Source organism: Serratia sp. TSA_7 (genome assembly GCF_052692135.1).
In genome coordinates, this window is record NZ_JBQZFU010000001.1 from 1666430 (window position 1) to 1689113 (window position 22684).

Sequence of the window (22684 nt, forward strand, 5' to 3'; positions counted from 1 at the left end):
AATGTCGCGAGGTGTTTCCGGCGGAGGACAGAAACGACGAAGTGAAAATGACAAAGGGCGCATTAAGCGCCCTTCGATACCCGTACTGCGAGAGGGTTAAACCGTTTTGAACTCAGCTTCCGCCTTGTCGAAACGTTCGGTCATGGTGGCCGAAGGCTGGCGGCCCATCAGGCTCACCACCACAATGGCGATGCAGCCGAACAGGAAGCCCGGGATGATTTCATACAGATCCAGCCAGGCGAAGTGTTTCCAGACAATCACCGTCGCGGCACCAACCAACATGCCGGCCAATGCGCCGTTGCGGGTCATGCGTGACCACATCACCGAGATCAAGACTACCGGACCAAAGGCGGCGCCGAAGCCGGCCCAGGCATAGCTTACCAGGCCCAGCACGCGGTTTTCCGGGTTGGCGGCCAACGCGATCGCCACCAGCGCCACGACCAGTACCATGATGCGGCCGACCCATACCAGCTCACGTTGGCTGGCACCTTTACGCAGGAAGGCCTTGTACAGATCTTCGGTAATCGCGCTTGAACACACCAGCAACTGGCAGCTCAGGGTGCTCATCACCGCCGCCAGGATCGCCGACAGCAGAATGCCCGCCACCCACGGGTTGAACAAAATCATCGCCAGCTCGATAAACACGCGCTCGCCGTTTTGCGACACGTTACCCGCCTGATCCGGATTGTTGGCGAAGTAGGCAATACCGAAGAAACCGACGGCAATGGTGCCCGCCAGGCACAGGATCATCCAGGTCATACTGATGCGACGTGCGCTGCGGATGGTGCGATGGGAATCCGCCGCCATGAAACGCGCCAGAATGTGCGGCTGGCCAAAGTAACCCAAACCCCAACCCAGCAGGGAAAGAATAGCCACAAAGTTCAGGCCTTTCAGCATGTCGATGTTGGCCGGGTTCTTCGCTTCAATCACCAGCATCGAGGTGTCGATGCCGCCTACCGCGAGGATCACGAACACCGGCGTCAGGATCAACGCGAAAATCATCAGACTGGCCTGCACGGTATCGGTCCAGCTCACCGCCAGGAATCCGCCGATAAAGGTATAAATGATCGTGGCGGCCGCACCGGCCCATAGCGCCGTGCCGTAACTCATGCCAAAGGTGCTTTCAAACAAACGCGCGCCGGCCACGATGCCGGATGCACAGTAGATGGTAAAGAACACCAGGATAACAATGGCGGAGATCACCCGCAGCAACTTGCTCTTGTCTTCAAAACGGCTGGTGAAATAATCCGGCAGCGTCAGGGCGTTATTGTTGGCTTCGGTATGCACACGCAGCCGCCCCGCTACCAGCTTCCAGTTGAGGTAAGCGCCGATCGTCAGGCCAATGGCTATCCAGCTTTCCGAGATACCGGACAGGAAGATGGCGCCCGGCAGGCCCATCAGCAACCAGCCACTCATATCCGATGCGCCTGCGGAGAGCGCGGTCACTACGCTGCCCAGGCTGCGGCCGCCCAGAATATAGTCGTCGAAGTTATTGGTTGCCCGGTAGGCAAGCAAGCCGATTAACACCATCCCGAAGATATACACCAGGAAGGTCACCAGCATAGGTGTGCTCATTGTCATGAAATTCTCCACTCTCATTATTATTTCGCGCTGTATTGCGATATTTACTACTTGCCGATCCGCCGGAACGAGGCGAAATGGCGAACAGGCCGCGAGTGAAAATAGTTTCCTCCCGCAATTGTCTGACCGCCGGCTATCCTAGATGACCTGTTCGTTATCCAACAAGACATTTAACAACAAAGTTACACAAAGTTTACCCTGCGTCACATTTAACCGTTTTTACGGTTGCACCACTCGACCTCAAATTCAGTTGCACCTCCTGAAACCCAACCTTTATCCCTTGTCTTATTGAGGATAACGCCTTCAAGCATCAAACCTTCGCACTCTCCGGCAGAGAACCCAGCAAGAATCGTGCCGATTGCCGATGTTAAAAAATCGATGGAACTCACACTTCGCTCATCAGCCTGATTTAACAAGGTTGCACAAAGTTGCAACATGCTGGATATTGTCTGCATTCTTCACACCACATAACGCACGAACCTATCCCAATAGCCTATGTGGCCCGCAGTTTGTATAGCCTGATGGGATAGGTTCTTTAACACAGGAGTTGGATTGGCATGGGCACTACCACAATGGGCGTGAAGCTCGACGAGGCAACACGCGACCGGATTAAAGACGCGGCACAGCGTATCGATCGCACGCCGCACTGGCTCATCAAGCAGGCCATTTTCAATTACCTCGAGCGTCTCGAGGGCGGTTCCGATATTCCTGAAATTCCAGCACTTGCCGCTGCGGCCCAGGCCGAAGCGGACGACATTATGCCGCAAGCGCTGGAAGAGTCCCACCAGCCATTCCTTGAATTTGCAGAACAAATTTTACCGCAGTCGGTCAATCGTGCCGCCATTACCGCCGCTTATCGCCGCCCGGAGACTGAAGCGGTGCCGATGTTGCTCGAACAGGCGCGATTACCTGCCGATCTTGCCAAAGCTACCCACAAGATGGCTTACGACATCGCCGAGAAGCTGCGTAACCAAAAGAGTGCAAACGGCCGCGCCGGCATGGTGCAAGGTCTGCTGCAGGAGTTCTCGCTCTCCTCGCAAGAAGGCGTGGCGCTGATGTGCCTGGCGGAAGCCCTGCTGCGCATTCCGGACAAGCCAACTCGCGATGCGCTGATCCGTGACAAAATCAGCAACGGCAATTGGCATTCCCACCTCGGCCGCAGCCCGTCGCTGTTCGTTAACGCCGCCACCTGGGGCCTGCTGTTCACCGGCAAGCTGGTATCGACCCATAACGAAGCCAATCTGTCCCTTTCGCTGAACCGCATCATCGGCAAAAGCGGCGAACCGCTGATCCGCAAAGGCGTGGATATGGCGATGCGCCTGATGGGCGAGCAGTTCGTGACCGGCGAAACCATCGCCGAAGCGCTGGCCAACGCACGCAAACTCGAAGACAAAGGCTTCCGCTATTCCTACGACATGTTGGGTGAAGCCGCGCTGACCGAAACCGACGCGCAGGCCTACCTGGTATCCTACCAGCAGGCTATCCACGCTATCGGCAAAGCCTCTAACGGCCGCGGTATCTATGAAGGCCCGGGCATTTCGATCAAACTCTCCGCCCTGCACCCGCGTTACAGCCGCGCGCAGTACGAGCGCGTAATGGAAGAGCTTTACCCGCGCCTGCTGTCGCTGACCCTGCAAGCACGGCAGTATGACATCGGCATTAACATCGACGCCGAAGAAGCGGACCGTCTGGAGATCTCGCTCGATCTGCTGGAGAAGCTGTGCTTTGAACCGCAACTGGCCGGTTGGAATGGCATTGGCTTCGTGATCCAGGCATATCAAAAACGCTGCCCGTTCGCCATCGACGCGGTTATCGACATGGCGCAACGCAGCCGCCGCCGCCTGATGATCCGCCTGGTGAAAGGCGCCTATTGGGACAGCGAGATCAAACGCGCCCAAATGGACGGGCTGGAAGGCTATCCGGTATACACCCGCAAGGTCTACACCGACGTGTCTTACCTGGCCTGCGCCCGCAAACTGCTGGCGGTGCCAAACCTGATTTACCCGCAGTTCGCCACCCATAACGCCCACACATTGAGCGCGATTTATCATCTGGCGGGCAACAACTATTATCCAGGTCAGTATGAGTTCCAATGCCTGCACGGCATGGGCGAACCGCTGTATGAGCAAGTGGTGGGCAAAGTGGCCGACGGCAAACTGAACCGCCCTTGCCGCATCTATGCGCCGGTCGGCACCCATGAAACGCTGCTGGCGTATCTGGTGCGCCGCCTGCTGGAAAACGGCGCCAACACCTCGTTCGTTAACCGTATTGCCGACGCCACCCTGCCGCTCGACGAACTGGTCGCCGATCCGGTCACCGCAGTCGAGGCCCTGGCCGCAAGCGAAGGTCAGATTGGCCTGCCGCACCCGCGCATTCCGCTGCCGCGTGAGCTGTATGGCGATAAGCGCACCAACTCCAGCGGCCTGGATCTGTCCAACGAACAGCGTCTGGCCTCGCTGTCCAGCGCACTGTTGACCAGCGCCACCCAGCCATGGCGTGCAGAACCTATTATCGACGCCGAGCTGGATCAGGGCGTGGAACAGCCGGTGATTAACCCGGCCGAGCCGGGCGATGTGGTCGGTTACGTGCGTGAAGCCACCGAAGCGGAAGTCAGCCGGGCGCTCGACGCCGCCGCCGCCGCCGGCCCAATCTGGTTCGCTACCCCGCCTTCCGAACGCGCCGCCATTCTTGAGCGCGCCGCAGAACTGATGGAAGGCCAGTTGCAAAGCCTGCTGGGCATCCTGGTGCGCGAAGCGGGTAAAACCTTTAACAACGCCATCGCCGAAGTGCGTGAAGCGGTCGATTTCCTGCATTACTACGCCGGCCAGGTGCGCGACGACTTCGCCAACGACAGCCATCGCCCGCTGGGCCCGGTGGTCTGTATCAGCCCGTGGAACTTCCCGCTGGCGATCTTCACCGGCCAGATTGCCGCGGCATTGGCGGCAGGCAACAGCGTGCTGGCCAAACCGGCCGAGCAAACTCCGCTGATTGCCGCACAGGCGGTGCGCATTCTGCTGGAAGCCGGTATTCCCCAAGGCGTGCTGCAACTGCTGCCGGGCCAGGGTGAGAGCGTCGGTTCGGTGCTGGTCAACGACGCCCGCGTGCGCGGCGTGATGTTTACCGGATCCACCGACGTGGCAGGCATCCTGCAACGCAGCATCGCCGGTCGCCTGGATCCGCAGGGCCGCCCAACGCCATTGATCGCCGAAACCGGTGGCCTGAACGCCATGATCGTCGACTCTTCCGCTCTGACCGAACAGGTGGTGACGGACGTGGTCGCCTCGGCCTTCGACAGCGCCGGTCAGCGCTGTTCCGCGCTGCGTATCCTGTGCATTCAGGAAGACGTGGCGGAACATACGCTGCAAATGCTGCGCGGCGCGATGGCCGAATGCCGCATGGGTAACCCGGAACGCCTGTCTACCGACATCGGCCCGGTGATCGACGCCGAAGCCAAAACCGGCATCGAACGTCATATCCAGGCGATGCGCGCCAAGGGCCGCAAGGTCTATCAGGCGGCGAAAGGCAATGCGCAGGATGAAAAAGAGTGGTCACGCGGCACCTTTATCAAGCCGACGCTGATCGAACTGGACAGCTTCGACGAGTTGCAAAAAGAGATCTTCGGCCCGGTGCTGCATGTGGTCCGCTTCCAGCGTACCAATCTGGAGTCGCTGGTCGATCAGATCAACGCCGCCGGCTATGGCCTGACGTTGGGCATTCACACCCGCATCGATGAAACCATCGCCCGCGTCACCGAACGCGCCAAAGTGGGTAACCTGTACGTTAACCGCAACATGGTTGGCGCGGTCGTCGGCGTGCAACCCTTCGGTGGCGAAGGCTTGTCCGGCACCGGCCCGAAAGCCGGTGGCCCGCTGTATCTCTACCGCCTGCTGGCCAACCGGCCGGACGACGCCGTTCAGCGCACCCTGAACCGCCAGGACGACGAGCGCCCGCTGGAAGCCACCGCGCGGCCGCTGCTGCTCAATGCCCACCAGGCGCTCGAGCAGTGGGCGATTGCCGAAAAACAAAGCGATCTGGTGCAGTTGGCGCAACGTTACGCCGAGCTGGGCCAGGGCGGCACCGTTCGACCGCTGCCGGGCCCGACCGGCGAACGCAACACCTACGCCCTGCTGCCGCGTGAGCGCGTGCTGTGCCTGGCGGACAACGAGGCCGATGCGCTGACCCAACTGGCTGCAGTGCTGGCAGTTGGCAGCAGCGTACTGTGGCCGGAAGCCGAATTGCAGCGCACGCTATACCGCCGCCTGCCGACGGCTGTTCAGGCACAAATCAGCTTCAGCAAGGACTGGCAGCAAGATAAGGTGGAATTCGACGCCGCCATTTACCACGGCGACGCCGATCAGCTGCGCACCCTGTGTGAACAGATCGCCCAACGCAGCGGCGCGATCGTCTCGGTACAGGGCTTTGCCCACGGTGAAACCAACATCCTGCTGGAACGCCTGCTGATCGAACGCTCGCTCAGCGTCAACACCGCCGCCGCCGGCGGTAACGCCAGCCTGATGACCATCGGTTAACCTTTAAAGAGGGATTGCAGCCGTTTGTAATCCACTCTGCTGTCTCCCTCGCAAACCCTGCACCCGTGCAGGGTTTTTTATTGTCTGCACAAAAGCGGCACGCTAGCGTAGTCATCTCGTTGCCATTAAGTGTGTATGGTGTGTATAATAAAGGGATGATAAGTGCGTGAAAAGTGCAGAACCGATCAGGCTGTTAGAACGGGAAGATTGGGTTTTAGAGCGGATAAAGGGAAGCCACCATCAGTTCAAACACCCGAGTTCCCGTCTGGTGATCACCGTTCCACACCCGCGTAAAGATCTGAAGCCGGGAACGCTGCGCCAAATCATGAAAGATGCCGGGCTGTGCTGACCCGGCGCCATGAGTTAACAGGAGAAATTATGTTCTACCCTGCTTATGTACATTCAGACTACGACGGCAGCGCCAGCGGTTTCTTCCCCGATGTGCCGGGCTGTTATTTTGCCGGCGACACCCTAGATAAAGCCTTTGAAGATGCCAAAGGCGCGCTGGACGCGCATTTCGAACTTCTGAGCGAAGACAACCAGGCCATCCCGCGCCCACAGGCCGTTTCCTTCCATCTGGCACAGGAAAACGACGCCCTGAACGGCGGGCAGTGGCTGCTGGTCGATATCAATATGGATAAGTTCGATGGGCGGGCGGAACGGATAAATATCACCCTGCCGCACCGCTTGCTGAACCGCATCGATTCAGTGGTGCAGCAGCATCCCGGCTATGGGAGCCGCAGCGCCTTTTTGGCCGCAGCCGCCCGTAATGAATTATTGAAAGTCGATTAGTAGAGAGTCGGGGGGCAAAACGCCCCCCTTTCTCATTGATTCAAAAACTTGTCGAGGAATTGCTGGGTGCGCTGGTGTTGCGGGTTGGCGAACAGTTCTTTGGCCGGGCCCTGTTCAACGATGCGCCCGTGGTCCATAAAAATGGCGCGGTCGGCAACGTCGCGGGCAAAGCTCATTTCATGCGTCACGATCACCATGGTGCGCTTCTCTTCTGCCAACGAGCGAATGGTGTTGAGCACCTCGCCCACCAGCTCGGGATCGAGCGCGGAAGTGGGTTCATCAAACAGGATCACTTCCGGCTGCATCGCCAGAGCGCGGGCAATGGCCACGCGTTGCTGCTGGCCGCCGGAAAGCCGGCGCGGATAAGCGGACTCTTTGCCACTCAGCCCGACTTTGGCCAGCAAAGCACGGGCGCGCTGTTCGGCGCCGGCTTTGCTCTCGCCCTTAACGATGACCGGGCCTTCAATAATGTTCTCCAGCACCGAACGGTGCGGGAACAAGTTGAAGTTTTGGAACACGAAGCCCACCTGCTGGCGCAATGCCCGCACCTGTTTTTTCTGTTTGCTCAGCGGCTTTGAACCGTCGATCTGAATATCGCCGACGCGAATGGTGCCGGAATCCGGAACCTCCAGCAGATTGATGCTGCGCAGCAAGGTGGTTTTCCCCGAGCCGCTCGGCCCGATGATCGCCACCACTTCACCGGCGTTAACCTCCAGATCGATCCCGTGCAGCACCGTTTGGCCGTTGAACTGCTTGACCAGTTTTTTCACTTCGATGGCACTCATGCGTTACTCCTGATCCTGGCGGTTAACGTGGGCTTCCAGACGATTTTGCAGTGCCGAAAGCAGGGTCGCCATCACCCAGTAAATCAACGATGCCGCCAGATACAGAGTAAACACTTCCAGCGTACGCGAAGTGATCAACTGCGCCTGACGGAACAGCTCAGGCACCTGAATGGTCGCCGCCAACGAGGTGTCTTTCACCAGGCCGATGAAACTGTTGCCCAGCGGCGGCAAGGCGGTGCGCGCCGCCTGCGGCAGGATCACCCGGCGCATGGTTTGCCAGCGCGTCATGCCAATGCTGGCTGCGGCTTCCCACTGCCCTTTTTCAATCGACGAAATCGCCGCGCGCAAGGTTTCCGAGGTATAGGCTGCGGTGTTAAGCGACAAGCCAATCAGCGCCGCCGGGAAGGGATCAAACTCGATGCCGAACTGCGGCAGACCGTAATAAATCATGAACAACTGAGCGATCAATGGCGTGCCGCGAAACAGCGACACATAAATACGCGACAGCCACGACAGCGGCCATAATGGCGAAAGGCGCATCAGCGCCAACAGAAAACCAAGCAATAAACCGAGCGCCATGCCCCCCAGACTAAGCTGGAGGGTCAGTATCGCGCCCTTCAATAAAAATGGCGCTGAATCCAGCGCCAGTTGAATACTTTCGTGCATTATTTAGTTACGTCCGCGCCAAACCATTTCTCGGAAATCTTCGCCAGCGTGCCGTCTTTTTGCATCTCGGCAATCGCCTGGTCAATCGCTGCCAACAGTTCCGGGTTGTTTTTACGCACCGCGACGCCGGACTCCTGACGAGAGAACGCCGGGCCGGCGACCGCCAGCGTATCGCCGGTTTTCTTCACCAGATCCAACGCCGCCAAACGGTCAACCAGAATGGCGTTGATACGGCCAATGCGCAGGTCCTGGTATTTGGTCGGGTCGTCATCATAGGTACGTACGTCAACGCCCTGCACGTTTTCACGCAGCCATTGCTCGTAGTTGGTACCCAGGCCAACGCCGACCTTTTTACCCTTCAGATCTTCCGGCTTGGCAATGGTGCCTTCATTGCCCTTCTTCACCAACGCCTGAATACCGGACACGGTATAAGGCGTTGAGAAATCATATTTCTTCTTGCGCTCGTCGGAGATCGTCACCTGATTGATCACCACGTCGATGCGTTTCGACTCCAGCGATGCCAGCATACCGTCCCATTTGGTCGGGTTCAGCTTGGCCTTCACGCCGATGTGCTGTGCCAGCGCGTTGGCGAAATCCACTTCGAAACCGGTCAGGTTACCGTCTTCGCCCTGGAAGCTGAATGGCGGATAGGTGCCTTCCAGCCCGACAATCAGAGTGCCGCGCTGCTTGACCTGCTGGAGCAGATTGTCGGCGGCATAGGTTTGTGCGCTTAAACCGGCGGTCAGCGCAACGGTCATCACGCCCAACAGCAATTGACGACGAACTTTGGAAAAGATCATAAACACCCCATCTGTTGTTTATCTTTTTGATATCAGCACTTTACCAGTGCGTTTGGTCGCACAAAGGAATATAACATTATAAATATAGTTCAAAATGGAATAACAAGCTGCCGTCACACCTGCGGATGGTAGGCAAACAGCGCCGGCGCACCGCCGGTGTGAATGAACAGTATCGGGCCATCGTCGCAAAAACGCTGCTGGGCAATGCCGTCGATCAGGCCGGCCATCGCTTTGCCGGTATAGACCGGATCCAGCAACACGCCTTCCTGCTGCGCCAGCAACTGCACCGCCGCCGTGCCCTCGTCGTTGGGCATGCCATACTGCGGCGCAAAATACTCGTCCCACAGCTTGATCGGCGCCAGAGTGTCGATGCCTAACGAGCAGGCCAGCGCTTTTTGAATCAGCTCAACCTTGGGTAATTGGTCGATCACTTTACGCGAAACCGTAACGCCAATCAGTTCAGTCTCCGGCAGCAGTTGCTGAAGGCCGACCGCCAGCCCGGCATGCGTACCGGCACTGCCGGAAGCCACCAGCACCGAACTGAAAGCGACGCCGCTACGCCGGCTCTGCTCGGCGATTTCCAGCGCGCACTGCACGTAACCCAACGCGCCCAACGCGTTGGAGCCGCCCACCGGCACCACATAAGGCCGGAAACCCTGCCCTTCGAGACGCGTCGCCAGGTCGGCCAATTGCTGCTGCGGATCGTGCAACGCTTCGCACATCACCACTTCGGCGTTGAACAGCCCGAGCAGCAGACGGTTACCGTTGGTGAGGTAGTTTTCCGCTTGGGTGTCGATCGGGTTTTCCAGCAACGCCACGCAGTGCAGGCCGAGTTTTGCCGCTACCGCCGCAGTTTGGCGTACGTGATTGGATTGGATGGCACCGGCGGTCACCAGCGTGTCCGCGCCCTGTCGCAGGGCCTCGGCAGCAAGATACTCCAGTTTTCTCAGTTTGTTGCCGCCCATCGCCATCGGCGTGACGTCGTCACGTTTGATGTAAATTTCACGGCCAAGGTAGTCTGAAAGGCGAGACAGTTTTTCGAGCGGTGTGGCAGAGCCGACTAAATCCAGGCGCGGGAATTGCGCCAATTGCTGTTGCAGATTCACAACGTCCCCCAGGGAACAGGTATCAACATCCAAAGCATAGATTTATCAGATGTGGGCCGAATAATCACTCTTTTTGATGAGACGCAAAGCGGTGAACCCCCGGCCGGCGCGCCGGGGAGACGGGATCAGTAACTTTTCTGCCAGGCGATATATTGGTCGTATTTACGCAGAGCGATGCGGTAATTATTGTGTGCGGCGCTGGGCAAGTCTTCGATAATGCGCTGATGGTTATTGCTGCTGGCGAACTTGTCCGCCGGATAGTTGCGCGCCACCAGCATTTCGTCCAGCCGACGCAGACGCACCACGTATTCGCGGATAGTGCTGTGGCTCATCTCGGTCTGCTCAAACAGATACTGTTTGAACGCCATGATATCGAAATAGCTCGGATGGCTGTTGCAGGAAATCTCACTGCAAAAACGGCATAGCGCGGTCAGCTCATTTTGCACATTCAGCCAGACGTTATCGTCAATCGGCTGGTCCATGCGCGCAATGGCATCTTTGTTAATGATCTTGCCTCGGAACACCAACGCCATGCGATCCAATAACTTACCGCACTGGGAGCAATGGGTTTGGCTGTGTTTGTAATCTTTCAAATAACGGCTCAGCGGCCGTTTTTTCAATAATATTCCTGGCATAAGGCAGTCCGGTTATCGCAACGGTAATCAGGTTGAAGGGTAAGCGTTGATTCGCCTCAATTTTCGGCCGCCAGGCGGGCGCGCAGCCGCTTGATCGCCTGACTGTGCAGTTGGCTGACGCGCGATTCCCCCACGTCCAGCACGGCGCCGATCTCTTTCAGGTTCAACTCTTCCTGGTAATACAGCGTCAGCACCATTTTTTCGCGCTCCGGCAACGCGTCGATAGCGTCGATCACCCGCTGTCGGAGGTTGCCCTCCAGCAGATGATGCAACGGGTTGGCTTCTTCGTGCCCTTCCAGCAGCGGCTCTGCGCTTTCGCCATGCTCTTCACGCCATTCGTCGTAGGAGAAAAGCTGGCTGTTATTGGTGTCCAACAGTATTTGACGGTACTCATCCAGCGGGATATTCAGCGTCTGCGCGACCTCCACTTCACTGGCCGGGCGGCCGAGCCGCTGTTCCAGTTGCCGCATCACCTGTGCCACTTCACGCGCATGCCGACGCACGCTGCGCGGCACCCAGTCGCGGCTGCGCAGCTCATCGAGCATTGCGCCGCGAATGCGCTGCACCGCATACGTGGTAAAGGCGGTTCCCTGCAGGGCGTCATAACGCTCAACGGCGTTCAACAACCCGATTCCCCCGGCCTGCAGCAGATCGTCGAGCTCCACGCTGGCGGGCAGCCTGACTTGCAGGCGCAACGCCTCGTGGCGCACTAACGGAACATAGCGCAGCCAGAGAGAATTTTTGTCCATCACGCCTTCGGCGGTATACAGATCGCTCACTATGTCTAAAACCTGCGGATAAGAGAGTCAGCGCTATTATCCGTAGGGGGCAAAATGCCAATCGGCTGAACAGTCGCACAAAATAGGCTTTATTTGCGCCATGCATTAACTTCTGGGCGCGCACCATAAAAAAACCCTGCCGAAGCAGGGTTCTTTACGACAGGTTAATCGCGGAGATCGATTAACGCAGCAGGGTCAACACGTTCTGGGTAGACTGGTTAGCCTGTGCCAGAACGGAGGTGCCTGCCTGTTGCAGGATGTTGGCACGGCTCATGTTGGACACTTCGGTCGCGTAGTCGGCATCCTGAATACGGGACTGAGAAGCGGACAGGTTGTTCACGGTGCTGTTCAGGTTGTTGATAACAGAATCGAAACGGTTCTGTACCGCACCCAGAGAAGAACGCAGTGAGTCAACCTGTGACAGCGCTTTGTCCAATACAGACAGCGGATCCTCAGTGGTCGGCGTGGTGCTCATTTCTGCGCCTTTGCTGACTTTACCCGCAGAGTCTACGTTAGCTTTGAAGTATTTGGCATTTGCGCCAGTGCCTTCCTGGATAACGTAAGATTTGCCGCTGTCATAAGACTTCAGGTTAGCCGCGTCAGCGCCGGTTGCAGTCACTTCCTGCTTAACGGTAGTAGTAGCGCTGGTGCTGGCCAGGCCGGTGGTGTCAGTCGCTGCGATCGCAGTGATGTCACCTGAAGTTTTGTCAACGGTGGCCAGGTAGTTCTTACCATCGGTACCTACCGCGTAAACGTCGCCGGTCGCGTCATCTTTGATAAAGCTGGCTGGTGCTGCACCGTTAGCCTGCTTGTTGGTGGTGTTGGTGATGGCGATATCTTTGCCGTTTGGTACAGTCGTCGCCGCGCCACCCACTTTGGTAGGATCGATGGAGGTCGCAACGCTGAACTTGTCCAGGCCCAGAGTAGAAGAGTTGATGTTTTTCAGGTCGATATCGATAGTTTCGTTATCGTTGGCGCCCACCTGAATGGTCAGCTTCTGGTCGCCGCTCAGCACTTTCACGCCGTTGAAATCGGTTTGCGCAGAGATACGGTTGATCTCGGACATACGCTGGGTGATTTCGTCCTGGATTGACTGCAGGTCGCTGGAAGAGTTGGAACCGTTCTGGGACTGTACGGTCAGACGACGGATGTTTTGCAGGTTGTCGTTGACTTCGTTCAGTGCGCCTTCGGTGGTCTGCGCCAAAGAGATACCGTCGTTAGCGTTACGGGAAGCCTGAGTCAGGCCTTTGATGTTAGCGGTGAAACGGTTAGAGATCGCCTGACCCGCAGCATCGTCCTTCGCGCTGTTGATACGCAGACCGGAAGACAAACGCTCGATCGCAGTGCCCAGAGTGGATTGGGATTTGTTCAGGTTGTTCTGCGCCATCAGCGACAGGCTGTTGGTGTTAATTACTTGTGCCATTGTATGCTTTCCTTACGAATCAGTTGCGATATTCGCATCACGGTTAAAAGGTTCGGGCTTCGTTGCCCACGGCGTTAACCACCGTCCCATCAGGTATCGGCCCTCCCCCTGCAACCTTTAGAAATTTTTTATTTTTTTTTCGCTTTCGGGCAATGGCATAAATAACGCTGTTTTTCCTTCCTCTATTGCGCCATCGGTTTTTTATTTTTTCAGTAAACTTTTTCTCCACTGGGCCGATAAACGCGTAAAGCGAATAAAGTCATTATTAAGGAGAATTACGAATGGCATCGATCAGTTCATTAGGCATCGGCTCAGGACTCGACCTCAACGGCTTGCTGGACAAGCTGACCAAAGCGGAGCAGCAACGTCTGACGCCCTACACCACCCAGCAGACCAGCTACAACGCAAAACTGACCGCTTACGGCACCCTGAAAGGCTCGCTGGAGAAGTTTGATACCCTGAGCAAAGATCTGGCCAAACCTGATTTCTTTAATAACACCACCGCCAGCACCCACGATCAGTTCACCATCACCACCAATGCCAAAGCGGTACCGGGCAACTATGTGGTCGAAGTCGAACAGTTGGCGCAGTCCCAGACGCTGACGACTCAGGCGGCCATTAGCGATCAGGCCGCCGAACTCGGTACCTCCGGTGCCAGCGGCCGCACCATCAGCATCACCCAAGGTAACCCGGCCAAAACCGTTAATATCCCTTTGAATGACGATCAAACCTCGCTGCTGGAAATGCGCGATGCGATCAACGGTGCGAAAGCGGGCGTCAACGCCAGCATCATGCGCGTTGGCGATAACAAGTATCAGTTGGCGTTAAGCTCCTCGGCCACCGGCGAAAGCAACAAGATGTCGATCAAGGTCAATAATGACGATGCGCTGAACGACATTCTGAGCTACGACTCCAGCATCCCCAGCGGGGCCATGAAGCAGACGGTTCCCGCGCAGGATGCCAAAATCAAGGTTAACGGCACGGAGATCCAACGCAGCACCAACACCATTGCCGATGCCCTGCAAGGCGTGACCCTCGATCTGAAAACCAAGACCAAGGTCGATGAGCCGCAAAACCTGGTGATCAGCAACGATAAAACCGGCTCCGCCGATAAAATCAAAAGCTGGGTCGACAGCTACAACTCTCTGCTGGACACCTTTAATTCGCTGTCCAAGTTTACCCCAGTGAAAAGCGGCGAAGAGCAGTCGGCGAAAAACGGCGCACTGCTGGGCGACAACACCCTGCGCGGCATTCAATCCTCAATCAAAAGCGCGCTCAGCGCGGCGCAGGATAACCCGGAGCTGAAGGGGCTGGGCAATCTGGGGATCACCACCAATGTTAAAACCGGCAAACTCGAGCTCGATAACGAGAAACTGAAGAAAGCCATCGATGAGAAACCCGCCCAGGTGGCGAATTTCTTTGCCGGCAATGGCACGGATACCGGCATGGCGACCGAAATCCACAATGAAATTCAAAATTATATTAAAGCCGGCGGTGTGCTCGAGAATGCGACCAAGAGTATCAACACCAATCTCGATCGCCTGAATACGCAAATTACCCGCGTGACAGAAAGTATTCAGAGCACCATAGACCGCTATAAACAACAGTTTGTTCAACTCGATACCATGATGTCCAAACTCAATGGCACCAGTAATTATTTAAACCAGCAGTTCTCATCCAAATAAGAACTTTTTAACCAGGTAATAAATCGCATGTATAACCGTAGCGGAACTAAGGCCTACGCCCAGGTCAGTTTGGAAAGTGGCGTAATGAGTGCCAGCCCGCACCAGTTAATCGTGATGCTTTTCGACGGGGCGCTCAGCGCCCTGTTACGCGCACGCATTCTGATGAATCAGGGTGATATCGCCGGCAAAGGGCTGGCCATATCAAAAGCCATCAACATTATTGATAACGGCCTGAAAAACGGCCTCGACCACGATCAAGGTGGCGAGATGGCCGATAATCTGGCTGCGCTGTATGACTATATGAAACGGCGCCTGATGCAGGCCAATCTGCATAACGACGAAGCGGCGATCGCCGAAGTGGTCAAGCTGCTGGAAAATATTGCTGACGCCTGGCGCCAGATTGGTCCCAATTATCACCCTTCTCAGGACGCCGTATAATGGAACGTCAACAGCAACTGCTAGCCGCGTATCAGCAAATTTATGCCCTGAGCAGCCAAATGCTCGCGCTGGCGCAAACGGAAAGATGGGAAGACCTGGTCGAGCTGGAGCTGGCCTACGTTCAGGCGGTAGAGAAAACCGCCGATTTTACCGGCAAAGCGGGACCATCAATGGCGTTGCAGGAATTGTTGCGCAATAAGCTGCAGCAGATCCTGGACAACGAAAACGAGCTGAAACGCCTGTTGCAACGCCGCATGGACCAGTTGAAAGAATTGATTGGCCAATCGACGCGCCAAAGCGTGGTCAACAGCACCTACGGTCAGTTTCACGATCGCGCCCTGCTATTAGGGGAACCGCAAATCCGGTGAGCCAGTTATAATAACGACATTTTATGGATAAATAGCACCATACGCTATTTACACCCGATTAATTCAGGATATTAATCCATGATATTTGAATTACTCATGCCCATCATATTTATCACCCAGGCTCCATAGGGGCGAATATAATCGCCCCGGCTAACGCGGCGCAGCATGCGGCGCCCCTAGGATACGGATAAATATCACTCCGACACGGACGTTTTCTGTTCAGCAGGAAATTGATTTTTGATAGATAAAACACGTCGTTGTGCTTCACAACGCATGGAAAAATGTTGCTCCGACGCCCATCAAAGCGTAAAGATATTCCCAGATAATGGCTGCGAAATGAATATCGATGGAACGTACAATTAATCTTTGTCCTGGGATTGGTGCCTCTGCGCACATCATTCAGCATACTGAATTATTATTCCCTTCAGTTTATTTTGAGCAACCTCATCTGTATCTGGTACAGCAAGGCCACAAACGCGTGCGCTGGCAACAACATGAAGTGGTGGCTCATGCGGGAGAACTGTTGATTATCGGCGGGGGGCAAACCGTGGATATTATTAATGGCCTTTCCGATGAGGGCATATTCAGTTGTCAGTTGCTTACCTGCGATCCTCTGTTGTTCCACGCACAGCAAACTCCCGCTGAAACCGCCCCTCAACCCCCGTTCGACGCGGTGTTGGCCTTACGCAACCTGCCCAGCGCGCTGATGCACAGTTTTGAGACCACCAGTCTGGCGATGGCGTTTAAACACCGTTTCCCGCCGATCATCATCCGCCACAAGATGCTGGAAATCCTGCTCTGGCTAAAGCAATTCGACATCAGCTTTATGCATAACGAGGCGCGCGACTTAACGCAACGGGTACGCCGCTGCCTGGCGACCGATCCGCATAACATCTGGACGGCGGCCAAAGTGGCGGAAAGTCTGTCAATGAGCGAAGTCATGCTGAGACGCAAACTTTCTTTAGAAAACACCGCGTTGCGCAATTTAATGATCGACGTGCGCATGAGCAGCGCGCTGGCGCTGCTGCAATCTACCGATTGGCCAATATCCGCCATCTCCCAGCACGTCGGTTATGAAAGTTCTTCGCGGTTTGCCGAGCGTTTCCGCAAACGTTTCGGTTTTGCGCCAACGGCCATTCGCGGGCACCAGCGGATCATGGAGCCCGGCGCGATCCAGCCCTATCGCCTCAGCCTGATGGAGGACCCGGAGTGATGTCCATCCTGCAAAATTAAATCATTGCACAATGAACTCACCGTTTATGCACCCGGCGTTAGCGGAAAATGGTCAGGTGCGATAGCATCGGCAAACCTTAATACCGCCAGAGGTGAATCAACGGTGCTCAACGAAAAATGGCTGCTTTCCCTTGCCGTGTTGCTTGTCGGCCTGTGGCTTATGGGTCTGCTGTACGAAGAAGACGCTATGCGGATGCTGGCGGGGAAATAAATCAGCAGGGCCACGCGCAGTGGCCAATGATTATTTAACTTTGTTTAATTAATACCGTGATCAATCCAACTAAAACGATCAATATTAACACACTGAAAAATCGCCATCTGCTTTCGCTTTTGCTGCTCATTTTTATTACCTGATAATTAAAATGCCTTAAACTCGCACGATTATAATCCAGCAATAAGTTCAGCAATTTGAGACAAAGCATGTTTTTTATGCGTTTACTCAGGCGATTGATTTCAAAGAACTCAATCCATCACACCGCCATATTCATCACTTCCTGATAGGCGGAAACCAGCTTATTGCGCACCTGCACGCCCATTTGCAGCGAGATGGAGGATTTTTGCAGATCGACCATCACGTCGTTCAGGCTGACGCCCGGCGCGCCCAGTTCGAAATCTTGCGCCTGTTTGCGCGCAGCCTGCTGGGTATCGCTGATCTTGCCGATAGCCGCTTTCAACTCGCCGGCAAAACTGACGCCCTGCACCGCTGAACCCTGGTCAATCTGCCCCGCCTGAATCGCCGTGGCCTGCAATTGCTGCAATACCCCTTCAATCCCCTGAATTGCCATTGTGACCTCAATAAAGACTCTGCTGCCGGATGAGTTTTCATCAGGCACTACTTTGATGCTGAGGAGCCTACCACAGCATTTTTATCCTAAAGCGGCTAATTAACTGCAAAAAACCCGGCTTATCGAGCCATCGAAATCGCCCTTAAGGGCAAATAATGGCACGCCCAGAAATGGGAGCGCCGCTATTTAGAAGATATGTGTATCAGGGAGTCTGTTTTGTCACCACACAACGCTAACCACACCGTTCATCAGCCTGGCAGGGAGCTACGCCGTGGCTTGCACCGGATACTGAGCGACATTGAAGGACACGGGATAAAATGAGTGCTTCAATAACCGCCACCGAAAGCCGCGAAAATGGCCTGCAAGCCCTGTGGGACCGTCTGCGCGCCAACCCGAAAATCCCACTGCTGATCGCCGCTTCTGCGGCAATCGCCATTGTGGTCGCGTTGCTGTTATGGGCGAAAAGCCCGGATTACCGCGTGCTGTACAGCAATCTTAACGATCGCGACGGCGGTGCCATCGTTACCCAATTGACGCAGATGAATATCCCTTATCGGTTTGCCGAAAACGGTGCTGCGTTGATGATACCGGCCGATAAGGTCCATGAAACCCGCCTGCGTCTGGCGCAGCAGGGATTGCCGAAAGGCGGTGCGGTGGGCTTCGAATTGCTGGATCAGGAAAAATTCGGCATCAGTCAGTTTAGTGAGCAGATCAACTATCAGCGTGCGCTGGAAGGCGAACTGTCCCGCACCATCGAGTCGCTGGGGCCGGTACAAAATGCCCGTGTGCATCTGGCGCTGCCCAAGCCTTCGCTGTTTGTCCGCGAACAGAAATCCCCTTCCGCCTCCGTCACCCTGACGCTGCAACCCGGCCGAGCGCTGGATGACGGCCAGATCAACGCTATCGTTTATATGGTCTCGAGCAGCGTGGCCGGATTGCCGCCGGGCAACGTCACGGTAGTCGATCAGGCCGGTCGCCTGCTGACCCAGTCTGACGGCGCCGGTCGCGATCTGAACGCGGCGCAGCTGAAATACACCAACGAAGTGGAAAACCGCTACCAACGCCGCATCGAAGCGATTCTGGCGCCAATGGTCGGCAATGCCAACGTGCACGCCCAGGTCACCGCGCAGATCGATTTCGCCACCCGCGAGCAAACCGACGAAGAATACCAACCGAACCAACTGCCGAATCAGGCCGCCGTGCGTTCTCAGCAAATGAGCCAGAGCGAACAGCTTGGCGGACCGCAGGTCGGCGGCGTACCGGGTGCACTCTCCAATCAACCCAGCGCGCCGGCGACTGCGCCGATAGAAACCGCCAAAACCAACGCTGCTGCCGGCAATAACGCCAACGGCGCAAAACCTAACGCCGCCGCAACCCGCAGCACTGCAGCCAACGGCAGCGGGCCACAGAATACCCGTCGCGATGAAACCACCAACTATGAGGTCGATCGCACCATCCGCCACACTCAGCAGAAAGCCGGGACGGTACAGCGGCTGTCGGTGGCGGTAGTGGTCAACTATCGCGGCGTCGATAAAGACGGCAAACCCTTGCCGATGAGCAAAGAGCAACTGGCGCAGATCGAATCGCTGGTGCGTGAATCCATGGGCTTCTCCAGCAGCCGCGGCGATACCCTGAATGTGGTCAATACGCCGTTTACCGATACCGAAGTCACCGGTGGCGAACTGCCGTTCTGGCAAACCCAGAACTTTATCGATCGTCTGTTCGATGCCGGTCGCTATCTGCTGGTCTTGCTGGCGGCCTGGCTGCTGTGGCGCAAGCTGGTGCGCCCGCAACTGCAAAACCGTCAGGCGGTGCAACAGGCCGCGCTCGCCGCCGCCAATGCACCGATGGCCAAGCCGGCCGACAACAATAAACCGAGCAATGAGGAGCTGGCGCAGCACAGAAAATCGCAGCAGCGCGTCAGTGCAGAAGTCCAGAGCCAGCGGATCCGCGATCTGGCTGATAAAGACCCGCGCGTGGTCGCTCTGGTAATCCGCCAATGGATGAGTAACGAATTATGAGTCTGACCGGAACCGAAAAAAGCGCCATCCTGTTGATGACCTTGGGTGAAGACCGCGCCGCCGAGGTGTTCAAACACCTCTCCTCGCGTGAAGTGCAGCAGCTCAGCGGCACCATGGCCAGCATGAGCCAGGTCTCGCACAAACAGCTGGGCGAAGTCCTGCGCGAGTTCGAAGACGATGCCGAACAGTACGCGGCGCTGAGCGTCAATGCCAGCGACTACTTGCGCTCGGTGCTGGTCAAAGCCCTGGGTGAAGAGCGCGCCTCCAGCCTGTTGGAGGACATTCTCGAATCGCGCGAGACCACCACCGGCATGGAAACCCTCAACTTTATGGAGCCGATGAGCGCCGCCGATCTGATCCGCGACGAACATCCGCAAATCATCGCTACCATTCTGGTCCATCTGAAGCGCGGCCAGGCGGCGGATATTCTGGCGCTGTTCGACGAACGCCTGCGCAACGACGTGATGCTGCGCATCGCCACCTTCGGCGGTGTGCAACCGGCGGCGTTGGCGGAACTGACCGAGGTGCTGAACAACCTGCTCGACGGCCAGAACCTCAAGCGCAGCAAGATGGGCGGCGTACGCACCGCAGCCGAGATTATCAACCTGATGAAAACCCAGCAGGAAGAAGCCGTTATCGACGCCATGCGCGAATACGACGGCGAGCTGGCCCAGAAGATCATCGACGAGATGTTCCTGTTCGAAAATCTGGTGGAAGTCGACGACCGCAGCATCCAGCGCCTGTTGCAGGAAGTGGAAGGCGAATCGCTGCTGGTTGCGCTCAAAGGCGCGGAACAGCCGTTGCGCGAGAAGTTCCTCAGAAACATGTCGCAACGCGCCGCCGACATTCTGCGCGACGATCTGGCCAACCGTGGCCCGATGCGCATGTCGCAGGTGGAGAACGAACAGAAAGCCATCCTGCTGGTTGTGCGCCGATTGGCGGAGAGCGGCGAAATGATTATCGGCGGTGGCGAGGACACCTATGTCTGATCGCATTAACACCCTGCCCTGGCAGCCCTGGTCGCTCAACGATCTGCTGGAACCCAAACCGCCGATCGAGCCTTTGCTGCCCATTGAAACGGACGCCCTGTCGCCGGACGACAGCGCCGATCGGCAACAGCAGTTGCTCCAGTTGCGCCTGCAGGCGGAGCAGCAAGGCCAACAGCTGGGCTATGCCGACGGCCAGCAAAAAGGCTATGAAGCGGGTCTCCAGGCCGGTATGGAAGAGGGGCGCCGGCAGGGTTTGCTGGAGGCGCAGCAGCAACAACAGCCGCTGACCGCACACTGGCAGCAACTGATCACCGAGTTTCAGCACACGCTCGATGCGCTCGACAGCGTGATCGCTTCGCGTTTGATGCAGTTGGCGCTGACCGCCGCCAAACAGGTGCTCGGTCAACCGCCGATATGCGACGGTACCGCCCTGCTGGCGCAGATCCAGCAGTTGATCCAGCAAGAGCCGATGTTCAGCGGCAAGCCGCAGTTGCGCGTGCACCCGGACGACTATCAGCGTATCGAACAGCAACTGGGGGCCACGCTCAGCCTGCACGGCTGGCGGCTGTTGGCGGACGGTCAACTGCACCCCGGCGGCTGCAAGGTCAGCGCCGAAGAAGGCGATCTCGATGCCAGCCTGGCGACCCGCTGGCACGAACTCTGCCGCCTGGCTGCACCGGGAGACGTGTAATGACCGCTCGCCTCGGCCGCTGGCTGTCCTCGCTGGATACGCTGGAAAAACGCATCGCTTGCACGCCTACGGTTCGCCGCTACGGCCGCCTGACACGCGCCACCGGGTTGGTACTGGAAGCCACCGGCTTGCAATTGCCGATCGGCGCCACCTGCCTGATCGAACGTCACAGCGGCGGTGAGGTGCAGGAAGTGGAAAGCGAAGTGGTCGGTTTTAACGGCCAGCGGCTGTTCCTGATGCCGCTGGAAGAAGTGGAAGGCATCGTGCCCGGCGCACGGGTTTACGCCCGCGTTGCGCCGGAAGGGCAAAGCGCCGGCAAGCAACTGCCGCTCGGCCCGGCGCTGCTGGGCCGGGTGCTGGACGGCAGCGCCAAACCGCTCGACGGCCTGCCCGCGCCGGAAACCGGCTATCGCGCGCCATTGATCACCGCCCCGTTCAACCCGCTGCAACGCACGCCGATCGAACAGGTGCTGGACGTCGGCGTGCGCACCATCAACGGCTTGCTGACCGTCGGGCGCGGCCAGCGCATGGGGCTGTTTGCCGGCTCCGGCGTCGGTAAAAGCGTCTTGTTAGGCATGATGGCGCGTTATACCCAGGCCGACGTGATTGTCGTCGGTCTGATCGGCGAACGCGGCCGCGAAGTCAAAGATTTTATCGAGAATATCCTCGGCACCGAAGGCCGGGCGCGCTCGGTGGTGATCGCCGCCCCGGCGGACGTCTCGCCGCTGTTGCGTATGCAGGGCGCCACCTATGCCACACGCATCGCCGAGGACTTCCGCGATCGCGGTCAGCACGTGCTGTTGATTATGGATTCGCTCACCCGCTACGCCATGGCGCAACGTGAAATCGCGCTGGCTATCGGCGAGCCGCCGGCCACCAAAGGGTATCCGCCCTCCGTGTTCGCCAAACTGCCGGCGCTGGTGGAGCGTGCAGGCAACGGCATCAGCGGCGGCGGGTCGATCACCGCGTTTTATACCGTACTGACCGAAGGCGATGACCAGCAAGATCCGATAGCCGACTCGGCACGCGCCATCCTCGATGGCCACGTGGTGCTGTCGCGTCGGCTGGCGGAGGCAGGCCATTACCCGGCGATCGACATCGAAGCCTCTATCAGCCGCGCCATGACCTCGCTTATCGACGAAGAACACTACCGCCGGGTGCGCAATTTCAAACAGATGCTGGCCAGTTACCAGCGTAACCGCGATCTGATCAGCGTCGGTGCCTACGTAGCGGGTAGCGATCCGCTGCTGGATAAGGCCATGACGCTGTACCCGCAGATGGAAGCCTATCTGCAGCAGGGCATTTTTGAACGCAGCGGTTACGACGACGCCTGCCAACAGTTACAGCAGTTGATCGTTTAACGTCACAAAAGGCTGAA

22 protein-coding genes are annotated in these 22684 nt (G+C 57.2%); 12 read left to right on the forward strand and 10 right to left on the reverse strand.

The annotated features are described in order from the left end of the window. Positions 1-96: 96 nt before the first annotated feature. Both putP and ACUTQW_RS07915 read right to left on the reverse strand, forming a co-directional pair. On the reverse strand, positions 97-1581 hold the full coding sequence (gene putP / locus ACUTQW_RS07910; RefSeq protein ID WP_063201931.1) for a sodium/proline symporter PutP: 1485 nt from the start codon (positions 1579-1581) through the stop codon (positions 97-99). Positions 1582-1790: 209 nt separating this feature from the next. Further along, the gene (locus tag ACUTQW_RS07915; protein WP_020439238.1) at positions 1791-2036 is read right to left on the reverse strand and encodes a hypothetical protein; all 246 of its coding nucleotides are present in this window, start codon (positions 2034-2036) and stop codon (positions 1791-1793) included. 102 nt (positions 2037-2138) lie between these two features. Here ACUTQW_RS07915 and putA point away from each other — a divergent pair, with 102 nt between their 5' ends. The 3 genes from putA to ACUTQW_RS07930 all read left to right on the forward strand — a co-directional run bounded on the left by putA (position 2139) and on the right by ACUTQW_RS07930 (position 6902). Beyond that, positions 2139-6110: a trifunctional transcriptional regulator/proline dehydrogenase/L-glutamate gamma-semialdehyde dehydrogenase gene (putA, locus tag ACUTQW_RS07920; RefSeq protein WP_020439239.1), complete on the forward strand. Its 3972-nt coding sequence runs from the start codon at positions 2139-2141 to the stop codon at positions 6108-6110. A 166-nt stretch (positions 6111-6276) separates the two neighbouring features. Further along, positions 6277-6459: a type II toxin-antitoxin system HicA family toxin gene (locus ACUTQW_RS07925; RefSeq protein WP_006326093.1), complete on the forward strand. Its 183-nt coding sequence runs from the start codon at positions 6277-6279 to the stop codon at positions 6457-6459. A 29-nt stretch (positions 6460-6488) separates the two neighbouring features. Further along, positions 6489-6902, forward strand: a complete 414-nt coding sequence (locus ACUTQW_RS07930) for a type II toxin-antitoxin system HicB family antitoxin (protein ID WP_006326094.1) — start codon at positions 6489-6491, stop codon at positions 6900-6902. A 32-nt stretch (positions 6903-6934) separates the two neighbouring features. Here ACUTQW_RS07930 and tcyN read toward each other — a convergent pair whose 3' ends face one another. From tcyN to ACUTQW_RS07965, 7 genes are all read right to left on the reverse strand, one after another. Beyond that, positions 6935-7687 carry an L-cystine ABC transporter ATP-binding protein TcyN gene (tcyN, locus tag ACUTQW_RS07935; RefSeq protein ID WP_004945934.1) on the reverse strand — a complete coding sequence of 251 codons (753 nt, stop codon included), beginning with the start codon at positions 7685-7687 and terminating at the stop codon, positions 6935-6937. Positions 7688-7690: 3 nt separating this feature from the next. After that, positions 7691-8353: a cystine ABC transporter permease gene (gene tcyL, locus ACUTQW_RS07940; protein WP_004945937.1), complete on the reverse strand. Its 663-nt coding sequence runs from the start codon at positions 8351-8353 to the stop codon at positions 7691-7693. Further along, positions 8353-9153: a cystine ABC transporter substrate-binding protein gene (tcyJ, locus tag ACUTQW_RS07945; RefSeq protein ID WP_006326095.1), complete on the reverse strand. Its 801-nt coding sequence runs from the start codon at positions 9151-9153 to the stop codon at positions 8353-8355. Before tcyJ ends, tcyL begins: the two co-directional genes overlap by 1 nt. 113 nt (positions 9154-9266) lie before the next feature. Beyond that, positions 9267-10259, reverse strand: a complete 993-nt coding sequence (locus ACUTQW_RS07950) for a D-cysteine desulfhydrase (RefSeq protein ID WP_006326096.1) — start codon at positions 10257-10259, stop codon at positions 9267-9269. A 125-nt stretch (positions 10260-10384) separates the two neighbouring features. Further along, positions 10385-10894 (reverse strand): flagella biosynthesis regulatory protein FliZ, encoded by a 510-nt coding sequence (gene fliZ / locus ACUTQW_RS07955; protein ID WP_004945946.1) that lies wholly within the window; start codon positions 10892-10894, stop codon positions 10385-10387. A 56-nt stretch (positions 10895-10950) separates the two neighbouring features. Beyond that, positions 10951-11673, reverse strand: a complete 723-nt coding sequence (locus tag ACUTQW_RS07960; protein ID WP_004945948.1) for an RNA polymerase sigma factor FliA — start codon at positions 11671-11673, stop codon at positions 10951-10953. A gap of 181 nt (positions 11674-11854) precedes the next feature. Further along, positions 11855-13096: a FliC/FljB family flagellin gene (locus ACUTQW_RS07965; RefSeq protein WP_020439242.1), complete on the reverse strand. Its 1242-nt coding sequence runs from the start codon at positions 13094-13096 to the stop codon at positions 11855-11857. A 281-nt stretch (positions 13097-13377) separates the two neighbouring features. Here ACUTQW_RS07965 and fliD point away from each other — a divergent pair, with 281 nt between their 5' ends. The 5 genes from fliD (at position 13378) to ACUTQW_RS07990 (ending at position 17031) form a co-directional block, all read left to right on the forward strand. Then, a complete protein-coding gene (gene fliD / locus ACUTQW_RS07970; RefSeq protein WP_004945953.1) occupies positions 13378-14781 on the forward strand; it encodes a flagellar filament capping protein FliD in 1404 nt (467 codons plus the stop codon). A gap of 27 nt (positions 14782-14808) precedes the next feature. Beyond that, entirely contained in the window at positions 14809-15219 is a 411-nt protein-coding gene (gene fliS / locus ACUTQW_RS07975) for a flagellar export chaperone FliS (RefSeq protein WP_004945956.1), read from the forward strand. Continuing rightward, positions 15219-15587 (forward strand): flagella biosynthesis regulatory protein FliT, encoded by a 369-nt coding sequence (gene fliT / locus ACUTQW_RS07980; RefSeq protein WP_006326098.1) that lies wholly within the window; start codon positions 15219-15221, stop codon positions 15585-15587. Before fliS ends, fliT begins: the two co-directional genes overlap by 1 nt. Before the next feature lie 346 nt (positions 15588-15933). After that, on the forward strand, positions 15934-16800 hold the full coding sequence (locus tag ACUTQW_RS07985) for a helix-turn-helix transcriptional regulator (protein ID WP_006326100.1): 867 nt from the start codon (positions 15934-15936) through the stop codon (positions 16798-16800). 24 nt (positions 16801-16824) lie between these two features. Beyond that, entirely contained in the window at positions 16825-17031 is a 207-nt protein-coding gene (locus ACUTQW_RS07990; protein WP_231106904.1) for a hypothetical protein, read from the forward strand. A 259-nt stretch (positions 17032-17290) separates the two neighbouring features. Here the strand turns inward: ACUTQW_RS07990 and fliE are convergent, their stop codons facing one another. Continuing rightward, positions 17291-17605 (reverse strand): flagellar hook-basal body complex protein FliE, encoded by a 315-nt coding sequence (fliE, locus tag ACUTQW_RS07995; protein WP_006326104.1) that lies wholly within the window; start codon positions 17603-17605, stop codon positions 17291-17293. Positions 17606-17922: 317 nt separating this feature from the next. Here fliE and fliF point away from each other — a divergent pair, with 317 nt between their 5' ends. Genes fliF through fliI form a run of 4 tightly spaced genes read left to right on the forward strand, consistent with a single transcriptional unit; the run spans position 17923 to position 22667 of the window. After that, positions 17923-19626 carry a flagellar basal-body MS-ring/collar protein FliF gene (fliF, locus tag ACUTQW_RS08000; protein WP_006326106.1) on the forward strand — a complete coding sequence of 568 codons (1704 nt, stop codon included), beginning with the start codon at positions 17923-17925 and terminating at the stop codon, positions 19624-19626. After that, positions 19623-20615, forward strand: coding sequence for a flagellar motor switch protein FliG (gene fliG, locus ACUTQW_RS08005; RefSeq protein ID WP_006326107.1), 993 nt, complete (start codon positions 19623-19625; stop codon positions 20613-20615). Before fliF ends, fliG begins: the two co-directional genes overlap by 4 nt. Then, positions 20608-21306, forward strand: a complete 699-nt coding sequence (gene fliH, locus ACUTQW_RS08010; protein ID WP_004945976.1) for a flagellar assembly protein FliH — start codon at positions 20608-20610, stop codon at positions 21304-21306. Before fliG ends, fliH begins: the two co-directional genes overlap by 8 nt. Beyond that, the gene (gene fliI, locus ACUTQW_RS08015) at positions 21306-22667 is read left to right on the forward strand and encodes a flagellar protein export ATPase FliI (RefSeq protein WP_166728896.1); all 1362 of its coding nucleotides are present in this window, start codon (positions 21306-21308) and stop codon (positions 22665-22667) included. The genes fliH and fliI overlap by 1 nt, the downstream gene beginning before the upstream one ends. Positions 22668-22684: the final 17 nt, after the last annotated feature.